Source organism: Planomonospora alba, assembly GCF_039534085.1.
Lineage (GTDB): Bacteria > Actinomycetota > Actinomycetes > Streptosporangiales > Streptosporangiaceae > Planomonospora_B > Planomonospora_B alba.
The window spans coordinates 1-9,796 of record NZ_BAAAUT010000109.1 but is presented as its reverse complement, the minus strand read 5'-3'; the positions used below and the strand labels follow the sequence as shown (position 1 = coordinate 9,796).

The window sequence follows — 9,796 nt, the reverse complement described above, 5'->3', positions numbered from 1 at the left end:
GTCCCGCGGGGGACGGCGCCTTCGGTGTCTCCGGCGCCGGTGCGGCGCGCGCGTCAACCGGCCAGGGACAGCCAGAACTTGCCCGAGCCGTATCCGGCGATGTCGACCTTCAGGTCGAGGCGGGCGCCGAGGGCCAGCAGGCGGCTGGTGGCGTCCGCGGGAGCCGTCTCCCCGGGCATGTACGACTCGTACAGCTTCAGGTGCGGCAGGTCCTGCTGGTTGAGCAGGCCCGTCAGGATGTTGCAGATCTCCCGGACGTTGTCGGCCAGCATCGGCGTCAGCTCGCCGTCCTCGATGGACGCCTCCGCGCCGCCCACCGGGATCAGGCCGATGGCCGCCCCGGCGTACGAGGCCAGGTTCAGGTCCAGGCCGGCCACCGCCGTCAGCTTCCGGGAGTTGTCGACGTACAGGGCCACGGCCGCCCTGCGCAGGTCCTCGGCGAGAGCGGGGTCGGTCACGCCCACGGTGACGCTCCGCCCGAGCATGTCCTCGAACAGGTCCCTGATGGCTTTCGGAGCCGGAAGTGGCGACATGAAGGCCCTCTACCCCAGGATCGGGCCGAGTACATCGGCGAAGGTGTCGGCGGTGAACGGCTTGGTGATCAGGAACAGCGCACCCGCCGCCTCCGCCATCTGCTTCATCTCGTCGGTGCTCTCCGAGGTGACGAAGCCGAGCGGCACGGTCTCCCCGGCCGCGCGCAGCGCGCGCAGCACCTCGATGCCGGTCATCTCCGGCATGTTCCAGTCCGACAGGACCAGATCCGGCTTCTCCGCGACCGCCAGGTCGTAGGCCTGGCGGCCGTCGGCGGCCTCGACGATGTCGTGACCGCCGAAACCCGCCTGGCGGAGGGTCCGCGTGACGATCTGGCGCATCACCCGGCTGTCGTCGGCGACGAGAATCTTCACGGCTACTCCCCTGCCCCGGTGGACTTGCTGGTCCACACGCCGATCGCGATCTTCTCCTCCTGCCAGCTGCCCTGGAGACGGCAGATCTCCACCGCCGCCGGCCACTTGGCGCCGGCCTCACCCGTCACCACGTGCGGCAGGGACAGCAGCGACCCGTCGGGCAGCAGGCTCTTGACGTTGCCGCCGATCACGTTGACCAGCTCGCCGACCGCGTCGGCGACGTCGTCGTCGGAGACCTCGTCGCTCTCCATGCCCAGCAGGGCCGAGGTGGACAGCCGGGCCGCCCCCTCGGAGAACGTCATGACGACGTGGCCCTCCCAGGCCCCCGTCACCGAGACCGACGCGATCACGTGCGGCGGCGCCGGGGCCTCGGGCGACGGGAGGAACGGGTGGAGTCCCTCCGGGTCCAGATAGGACAGCCACACCTGCTCGGTGATGGCGTTCAGGTCGTCGGTGGTAACGCTCATTGCATGATCCCACTCGGTACGAGGCCCAGCAGGGCCAGCTTCTCGGCGATGGCCTCAGGCGTGAACGGCTTGATGACGTACTCGTGCGCCCCCGCCGCGAGCGCCCGGACGATCTGCCCGTGCTCGCTCTCGGTGGTGACCATCATCAGCGTCATCTGCCGGAAACGCTCGTCCGCGCGGACCGCCGTGACGAACTCCAGCCCGTTCATCTCCGGCATGTTCCAGTCGATGAGCGCCACCTGCGGCACCGGATCCGCCGTCTGCAGCAGATCAAGTGCTTCTTTTCCGTTTCCGGCCTCGATTACCTCGAAGCCCAACTGCGTGACGATGCGACGCAGAATGAGGCGCATCGCCCGCGAGTCGTCGATCACCATGGCCTGCACCGTGGTGTCACCCCTTCCTTGTCGCGCCGACCGGCGCAGTGACGTCGGCGCGCGGACGGTACGCCGACGCGCGCCCGGCGACGACGCGTTCGAACCCGTCGTCGATGCCGATTGTGGTTTCGGCGGCTCCGAGGAACAGCCAGCCGTCAGGCCGCATCAGGCTGCGCACCCGTCGCAGCACCGAGCGCTTGGTCTCCAGATCGAAGTAGATCAGGACGTTGCGCAGGAACACCACGTCGAAGGGCGCCACCTGCGGCAACGGCGCGGCCAGGTTCAGCTTCTGGAACGAGACGTTGCGGCGCAGCGCCTCGGACACCTTCCATTCCGTACCCACCCGGTCGAAGTACCGCACCAGCATGGGGACGGGCAGCCCGCGGTTGACCTCGAGCTGGCTGTAGCGGCCGGCCTTGGCCCGCTCGATCATCTCCGACGAGATGTCGGTCGCGAAGATCTCGTACTGGCTGGTCCGCACGGACTCCTCCAGCAGCATGGCCAGGCTGTACGGCTCCTGCCCGCTGGAGCAGGCGGCCGACCAGATCCGCAGCCGGTGGCCGGGCGGGCGGCGCTCCGCCAGGTCCGGCAGCACGCTCTCGGTGAACGCGGTGAACGGCTCGCGGTCGCGCAGCCACGACGTCTCGTTGGTGGTGAGCGCGTCGACGATCTGCTCGGCGAACGCGCGCTCGCGCTGCGCCCGCGCCACGAACTCCGACACCGTGGTGGTGCCGGCCCGCCGGGCGAGAGGCAGGATGCGCGCCTCCACGAGGTATTCCTTGCCCGATTCGAGGACGATCGCCGCCTCGCGCCGGACGAGCCCGCTCACGAAGGCGAACTCCTGTTGGGTCAGAGCCATCAGATCATCCTCGGGACCTTGCCGGGCGGCCACCGGCCACGCGGCTGATTAGATGCTGGGAAATGTCGTTCAGGGGGAGGATCGCGTGGGCCAGGCCCGCCCCCGCCACCGCGCCGGGCATGCCCCACACGACGGACGTCGCCTCGTCCTGGGCGACGATCTCGGCCCCCTTGGCGGTCAGGGCCTCGCTGCCGCGCTTGCCGTCCTGGCCCATGCCCGTCAGGACCACGGCCAGGGTCGCGCCGCCGTACGCCTGGGCGACGGAGCGGAACAGCACGTCCACGGCGGGGCGGCAGAAGTTCTCCGGCGGTCCCTGGTTCAGGTGGGTGAAGGTCCCGGTGCCGCGCCGCACGACCTCCAGGTGGTAGTCACCGGGCGCGATGTAGACCGTGCCGGGCCGCAGCTGGGTCTCGGAGCGGGCCTCGACGACGTGCAGCCGCGAGGAGCGGTCGAGCCGTTCGGCGAACATCTTCGTGAACACCTGCGGCATGTGCTGGACCACGACCATCGGGACGGGGAAGTCCGCGGGCAGCGCGTTGACCACCTTGGCCAGGGCGTCGGGCCCGCCGGTGGAGCAGCCGACCGCGACGATCTCGGGGGTGGCGGCGGCGCCCGTCTTCCGGGCCGGCGGGGCCGCGAGCCGGGGGACGGGCCGGGCCGCGCGCGGCGTCCCGGTCCTGCAGAGGGCGTGGATGCGGGGGATGATCTGCTCGCGGACGCTCTTGATGGACTCCGCGACGCTGCCGACGTTGGCCGGCTTGGTCACGTAGTCGCTGGCGCCCGCGGCCAGGGCCTCGAGGGTGGCGGAGGCGCCGACCGAGGTCAGCGTGCTGAACATGATGACCGGCAGGCGCGGGTGCACCTTCCGGATCTCCCGGATCGTGGTCAGACCGTCCATCACCGGCATCTCGATGTCGAGCGTGACGATGTCGGGCTTCAACATCTCGATCTTGGAGAGGGCGACCTTGCCGTTGGGAGCGGTACCCGCCACCGTGATGCCCGGATCCGCGCTCAACGCGTCGACAATCAGGCGTCGGACGACGACCGAATCGTCGACCACGAGAACCGAAACCACGCGAGGCCTCCTGAGTAAGGAGCGGGACATGTCTCACAGCCCGCCCGTCGGATTCCCTATCGACCGACAGGGCTGAGGGCTGAGGATTCGTCCGCCTTCAGCGCCGCCGGATACGGCCTTTCCGGGGCCCCCGTCCCGGCTCCCGGCCCGGCGGCGGCGCGCGCCCCGGCCGGGGCGGGAGCCGCGGCCCGCGGGCGCAGGCCGTACGGCAGGGCCTCGGCGGCGGCGGGCCGGATCCGGTGGCCGAGCGCGCGCGCCAGCAGCACCGCGCCCGCGCACGTCGCCACCGAGGTGACCAGCCCCGCGCCGACGAGGGCCGTACGGGGGCCCAGCGTGTCGCAGAGCATGCCGAGCAGCGGCCCGCCGACCGCACCCGAGGCCGCGCCGACCATCGACTGCGCGGCCAGCACCCGCCCCCGCATCTCCGCGGCGGTGCCGAGCTGGGCCCGCGTGCTGACCGCGGTGTCGAGGACGACCGCGCCGGCCGCGATCGGCAGCAGCACGACGGCGAAGGACAGCACCCCCGGCATGACGCCGCTGAACACCTGCCCGACGCTGGTGACCGCCGCGGCGGCGAACAGCACGGGGAACGTCAGCTGCGGCCGGGAGGCCGCGTACAGGCCGCCGGCCACGGCCCCGGCGGCGAAGACCACGGACAGGACGCCGTACCCGGCGGCGCCGGCGCCCAGCGGCCCGTCGCTCATCGCGGCCATGGTGACCTGGTAGTTGCGGCCGAGGGCGCCCAGTACGAAGGCGAGGCCGAGCAGGACCAGCAGCCAGCGGGTCCCGCCGATGTAGCGCAGCCCGGCCGCGATCCCGGCCTTCTCCGCCGAGGCGCGCGGCAGCGGGTGCAGCTCGCCGCCTCGCATGGCGCAGATCGCCGCGATGGTCACCCCGAAGCTCAGCGCGTTCAGGGCGAACAGCGCCCCGGTGCCGGCGACGGGGATGAGGACGCCGGCCGCGCCCATGCCGAGGATGCGCCCGCCGGAGCTGATCACCGAGCCGAGGGCCAGCGCGTTGGGCAGGTCGTCGGAGCCGACGACCTCCGCGCCGAACCGGCCCAGGGCGGGCCCGTCCAGGGCGGAGACCACGCCGCCGAGCAGGGCGACCGCGTAGATCGGCCAGACGCCTCCGGCGCCGGTCAGCGCGATCGCCGCCAGGACCGCGGCGAGCAGCCCGTGCAGGGCCTGGGTGGTCAGCAGCAGCGGCCGGGCGGGCAGCCGGTCGGCCAGGGACCCGCCGGCGAAGGCGAGCAGCAGGGTGGGCAGCGACTGCAGGAACAGGCCGAAGCCCAGGCTGGTGGCCGAGCCGGTGATGGACAGCAGCAGCCAGTTGACGCCCAGCACCTGCATCCAGGTGCCGGCGACCGACAGGAAGTCCGCCCCCGCCCACAGCCGGTAGTTGCGGTGCCGAAGGGCACGGAGCATGTCGGGGGTTCGCACGGCGACGCTTCCTCTGTCGGTCCTCGAAGGGGTAGAGGGCTCGTCGCATCCGTCCCGCCGGGGCCCGCCGGTGGCGGACGCCGCTGCGGGACGGCCGTGCGCGCGCGGTGCCGTACGGCACCGCCGCCTGGCCGCGGGCGGTCCGTCCTCCGCCGAGCCGATCGGCAGCCGGGGCCGGAGGATGAGTAGCGAAAGGGGTGCGGCGCCTCCCGCCGCCCGGCGGCGCGCCGGACGCGGGAGCCGGACCGGGGGCCGCCGGGGAGGCCGCGGGCACCGCGCGGGGCCGGGCCGGCTCCCCCGGGAACGCCGGCGGCCCCGGCCTGGGGGGCCGGGGCCGTGTCGCGGGCCGCCGAGGGGAGGGGGAGGCGGCCCGGGTGGCGGAGGACGGCGAACCCGGACGGGCGGTCCTCCGGCGGGGCCCTGGTGGGCGGGGCCCCGGGTCGGGCGGGTCAGGCGGAGAAGCGGTTCACCACCGCCCGCAGCTCGGCGGACATGCGGGCCAGCTCCTCCGCGGCGCGCTGGGTGTCGGTGACGCTCTGGCTGGTCATCTCGGCGGCCTGGGCCACCGCGGAGATGTTCCCGGCGATCTGCCCGGAGCCGGCCGCGGCCTCGACGACGCTGCGGTTCATCTCGTCGGTGGTGGCCGACTGCTCCTCCACCGCGCCGGCGATGGTCAGCTGGTAGTCGTTGATCCGCGCGATGATCTCGCTGATCTCGGCGATCGCCGCCACCGCGCTCTCGGTGTCGACCTGGATGGCCTCCACCCGCTTGGAGATGTCCTCGGTCGCCTTGGCGGTCTCCTGCGCCAGGTCCTTGACCTCGCCCGCCACGACCGCGAAGCCCTTGCCGGCGTCGCCGGCGCGCGCCGCCTCGATGGTGGCGTTGAGCGCCAGCAGGTTCGTCTGCTCGGCGATCGAGGTGATCGTCTTGACCACGTCGCCGATCTCGGCGCTGGAGGCGCCCAGCTTGGCGACGGTCTCGTTGGTCGAGGCCGCGGCCGCCACCGCCTGGGCGGCGACCTTGGCCGCCTCGTGGGCGCTGTTGGCGATCTCCCTGATGGAGGCGCCCATCTCCTCGGCGCCCGCCGCGACGGTGTTCACGTTGCCGGAGACCTCGTCGGCCGCGGCGGTGACCACCCCTGCCTGCACGCTGGTCTCCTCGGCGGAGGCGGCGATCTGCGCGCTGGTGGCGGTGAGCTCCTCGGCCGCGCCGGCCAGCGAGTCCGAGGAGGTGTCGATGGTGCGCACCGCGGCCTGCATGGACTCGGCGGCCCGGTTCAGCGCCCCGGCCATCTCGGCCAGCTCGTCCCTGCCGTCCACCGGCACCCGGCCGGTCAGGTCGCCGTCGGCCATCGTCCGGAGCACCCCCGCCACGGCGCGCACCCGGCCGGTGACGGCGCGGGCGATCGCCAGGCCGCTGAGGACGCCCCACAGCAGGCCGGCGACCATGACGGCGATGACGAGGACACGGGCGGAGCCCACGGTCTCGTCGAACTCCGCGCCGGCGGCCAGCTCGCCCGCCGCCGCCTCCATGGCGGCGTCGAACTGCTCCTCGTAGGTCTTGCGCAGCTCGCGGTTGGCGCCGAGGGCGGCCTCGGTCGCGGCCTTCTTGTCGGTGGCGTAGAGGGCGAACTCGTCCGACAGCGCGTCGCGCCAGGCGTGCACGCTCTCGGTGATCTCCTCGACCTGGGCGGCCTGCTCGGCCGAGCCGGCCGCGGCCTTGGCCTGCTCCAGGCCGGCGTCGACCGCCTCGAAGCGCTCCATGGCCCCGGTGCTGTACGCGGTGTCACCGGCGATCAGGAAACCGCGCTCGTCGTTGGCGGCGGCCTTGGCCTCCAGGGCGGCCTGCTGGAGGCCGGTGACGAAGGGGACGGCCCGCTCGAGCTGCCGGTCGTGCTCGTCGTTCAGGGCCTCGATCTTCAGCAGCCCTGTCAGGCCGGTGGCGACGGCGGTCAGTGCCAGTACCGCCATCGCGATCATGATCTTGGTGCCGACCTTGCGGTCGGTGACCAGGCGCCAGGCTCTCGTTACCACGGTCGTACTCCTCGGCCCGCCCGGGGCGGCGCTCGTGATGGTGCGTCATCCCTTGAATCGGCGCGCCCGCGCCGCATCTGAGCGGTAAAGGCGCGCTCCGCAGGCGACGGCACGCCCCCGGCCGGGCCCGGAGCCGGGCCGGAGCCGGGCCGGAGCCGGGAGGCCCCGTGCGGCGGGGCCGGTCCCCGGTCCCGCCGCCGACCCGGATCCGGCCCGGCGGCGGGTCAGATCCGGCTCAGATCCGGCTCAGATCCGGAACTCCGCCACCAGGCGCTGCAGCTCCGCCGACATGCGGGCCAGCTCCTCCGAGGAGCGCTGCGCCTCGCCGACGCCGGTGGTGGTCGTCTGCACCGAGGAGGCGACCTCGCCGATGCCGTCGGCGATCTGGCCGACGCCCGCGGCCGCCTCGGACACGCTGCGGCTGATCTCGCTGGTGGTCGCGGTCTGCTCCTCCACGGCGGAGGCGATCGCGGCCGAGTAGCCGTTGATCCGGTCGATCACCTCGGTGATGCGGGCGATGGCCGCCACCGCGGCCTCGGTCTGGCCCTGCACCGCCTGGATGCGCTGCGAGATGTCCTCGGTGGCCTTGGCGGTCTCCTGGGCCAGGTCCTTGACCTCGGAGGCGACGACCGCGAAGCCCTTGCCGGCGTCCCCGGCGCGCGCCGCCTCGATGGTGGCGTTGAGCGCCAGCAGGTTCGTCTGCTCGGCGATGGAGGTGATCGTCTTGACCACGTTGCCGATCTCGGCGCTGGAGGCGCCCAGCTCCGTGATGGCCTCGTTGGTGGTCGAGGCCACCTGGACCGCCTCGTGCGCGATCTTGGCGGCGTCTCCGGCGCTGGCGGCGATCTCCCGGATGGAGGCGGTCATCTGCTCGGTGGCGGCCGAGACGGTCTCCACGTTCCGGGAGACCTGCTCGGCGGCGGCGGAGACGCTCTCCGCCCGGCCGCCGGACTGCTCGGCGCTGCCGGCGATCTGCTCGCTGACCGCGGCCAGCTCCTGGGAGGCCCCGGCCAGCTGCGCGCTGTTGGCGTTGATGCCGCCGACGGTGCCGCGCAGGGTCTCCACGGCGCGGTTCAGCCCGGCGGCCATGGTGCCGAGCTCGTCGCGGGCCGACACCTCCGCCTTCCGGGTCAGGTCGCCCTCGGCCAGGCCCTCCACCACGTGGGAGACCTTGCGGATGGTGGCGACGAGCGTCCGCACGATCGTCAGCGCGATCACCAGCGCGACCGCCAGGCCGGCCACCAGCGCGGCGATCGTCAGCGTGCGGTCGCCGGTGTAGGTGTCGGCTGCGGCGTCCGACAGCGCCTTGCCGTCGGCGATCTCCTTCAGCATCAGCCGCTCGATGGCCTCGGCCACGGCCTCGCCCGTCGGGGCGAGCGTCTCCTTGCGGAGCCGCCTGACCTCCTCCGCGTCGCCACGCCGGCTGGCCTCCAGGAACGGCACGGTGGCCTCCCGGTAGTCCTCCCACGCCGCACGCACGTCGCCGACCAGCTCGGGGGCGGCGCTGTCGGCGGCGTAGACCTCCATGTCGGCCTCGAAGGTCCGGGAGTCCTCCTCGAGGGACTGCTCGTACTCCTCCACGTCCGTCCGGTCCGACGAGAGCGCGTGGTTGAGGACGTCCAGGCGGGCGCTCAGCAGGTCCTTTCGGACCTTGGCGAGCATCTGCACGGGCAGCATCCCACCCTCGTAGAGCTCATCGGTCTTGGTGCCGAGCGAGGACATGCCCGTGATGCCCAGCACGCCCACCAGCAGCGCCACGAGGCCCATCACGCCGACACTGAAGAAGATCTTGACGCCGACGCTCCGGTCGGCGATGAAGGACCGGGCTGCACGGGGTCCGCCAGCCGCTCCGGACGCTCTCATCTCGGGGTTCCTTTTCGCACGTGCTCCGGCCGCGGCCGGTGGTCCCTGGGACGCCCCCGGAGCACCGGGCCCGGAACCGTCCTCGCCTTTCCGGAGTCCCCTCGGCAGGCGGGCCGGGCGGTTGAGAGGACCTTCGTCCCGGAAACCGCCGTGAAACCGGGGCCGCCGGAGCGTGGGAGCGGGCCGCCGGAGACGGGACGCGCCCCCGGAACCGGGGTTCCGGGGGCGCGGGGTGCCGTGGGCAGGGGTGCCGGGTCGGGAGGCCCCGGGCGGCGGCCCGATCAGTCGGCCCGGTCAGCCGGCCAGCAGGCCGCCGACCCGGCCGGAGCGGTCGACCCGGCGGTCCAGCAGGGCGTCCAGCGCCGGGGCCGGCACCGGCTTGCTGAACAGGTAGCCCTGGCCCAGCGGGCAGCGCATGTCGCGCAGGAACTCCTCCTGCTCGCTGGTCTCCACCTTCTCCGCCACCGCGGGCAGGTCCAGGCTCTCGCACAGGCCGATGATCGCCCGGGTCAGGGCGTGCCGCTGCCGGGAGGCGGTGTCGTCGCCCGACTCGTACGCGGTGAACGCGCCGTCGATCTTGACGACGTCGACCGGGAGGTGCTGGAGGTAGGCCAGCGAGGAGTAGCCGGTGCCGAAGTCGTCGATGGCCACCCGCATGCCGTAGGAGCGCAGCTCCGCCAGGTACTCGATGACCCGCTCGATCTCCTGCTGCCCGCTGGCGAGCAGCGCGGTCTCGGTGATCTCCAGCACCAGCGCCTCACCCGGCAGCCCCGCCTCC

Annotated in this window: 10 protein-coding genes; all 10 read right to left on the bottom strand. The window is 73.1% G+C overall.

Annotation, left to right across the window (positions count from 1 at the left end; genetic code table 11):
- Positions 1-53: 53 nt before the first annotated feature.
- Positions 54-533 (bottom strand): hypothetical protein, encoded by a 480-nt coding sequence (locus ABD823_RS33635; RefSeq protein ID WP_344866862.1) that lies wholly within the window; start codon positions 531-533, stop codon positions 54-56.
- 9 nt (positions 534-542) lie between these two features.
- The gene (locus ABD823_RS33630) at positions 543-905 is read right to left on the bottom strand and encodes a response regulator (protein ID WP_344866860.1); all 363 of its coding nucleotides are present in this window, start codon (positions 903-905) and stop codon (positions 543-545) included.
- A 2-nt stretch (positions 906-907) separates the two neighbouring features.
- The gene (locus tag ABD823_RS33625; protein ID WP_344866859.1) at positions 908-1,372 is read right to left on the bottom strand and encodes a chemotaxis protein CheX; all 465 of its coding nucleotides are present in this window, start codon (positions 1,370-1,372) and stop codon (positions 908-910) included.
- Complete coding sequence (locus ABD823_RS33620) at positions 1,369-1,746, bottom strand: response regulator (RefSeq protein WP_344866857.1); 378 nt, start codon at positions 1,744-1,746, stop codon at positions 1,369-1,371. The genes ABD823_RS33625 and ABD823_RS33620 overlap by 4 nt, the downstream gene beginning before the upstream one ends.
- 16 nt (positions 1,747-1,762) lie before the next feature.
- Complete coding sequence (locus ABD823_RS33615) at positions 1,763-2,605, bottom strand: CheR family methyltransferase (RefSeq protein WP_344866855.1); 843 nt, start codon at positions 2,603-2,605, stop codon at positions 1,763-1,765.
- Between the two features lie 4 nt (positions 2,606-2,609).
- Positions 2,610-3,680, bottom strand: coding sequence for a protein-glutamate methylesterase/protein-glutamine glutaminase (locus tag ABD823_RS33610; RefSeq protein ID WP_344866853.1), 1,071 nt, complete (start codon positions 3,678-3,680; stop codon positions 2,610-2,612).
- Between the two features lie 56 nt (positions 3,681-3,736).
- A complete protein-coding gene (locus tag ABD823_RS33605) occupies positions 3,737-5,122 on the bottom strand; it encodes an MFS transporter (protein ID WP_344866851.1) in 1,386 nt (461 codons plus the stop codon).
- A 449-nt stretch (positions 5,123-5,571) separates the two neighbouring features.
- Entirely contained in the window at positions 5,572-7,155 is a 1,584-nt protein-coding gene (locus ABD823_RS33600) for a methyl-accepting chemotaxis protein (protein ID WP_344866849.1), read from the bottom strand.
- A gap of 246 nt (positions 7,156-7,401) precedes the next feature.
- Positions 7,402-9,018, bottom strand: coding sequence for a methyl-accepting chemotaxis protein (locus ABD823_RS33595; protein ID WP_344866847.1), 1,617 nt, complete (start codon positions 9,016-9,018; stop codon positions 7,402-7,404).
- Between the two features lie 294 nt (positions 9,019-9,312).
- A partial coding sequence (locus tag ABD823_RS33590; protein WP_344866845.1) for an EAL domain-containing protein occupies positions 9,313-9,796 on the bottom strand: 484 nt, incomplete at its 5' end.

Excerpts from the sequence above, each read along its gene's own strand:
- ABD823_RS33635 (WP_344866862.1), bottom strand. The coding sequence starts at position 533 with ATGTCGCCACTTCCGGCTCCGAAAGCCATCAGGGACCTGTTCGAGGAC.
- ABD823_RS33625 (WP_344866859.1), bottom strand. The coding sequence starts at position 1,372 with ATGAGCGTTACCACCGACGACCTGAACGCCATCACCGAGCAGGTGTGG.
- ABD823_RS33620 (WP_344866857.1), bottom strand. The coding sequence starts at position 1,746 with ATGGTGATCGACGACTCGCGGGCGATGCGCCTCATTCTGCGTCGCATC.
- ABD823_RS33615 (WP_344866855.1), bottom strand. The coding sequence starts at position 2,605 with ATGGCTCTGACCCAACAGGAGTTCGCCTTCGTGAGCGGGCTCGTCCGG.
- ABD823_RS33595 (WP_344866847.1), bottom strand. The coding sequence starts at position 9,018 with ATGAGAGCGTCCGGAGCGGCTGGCGGACCCCGTGCAGCCCGGTCCTTC.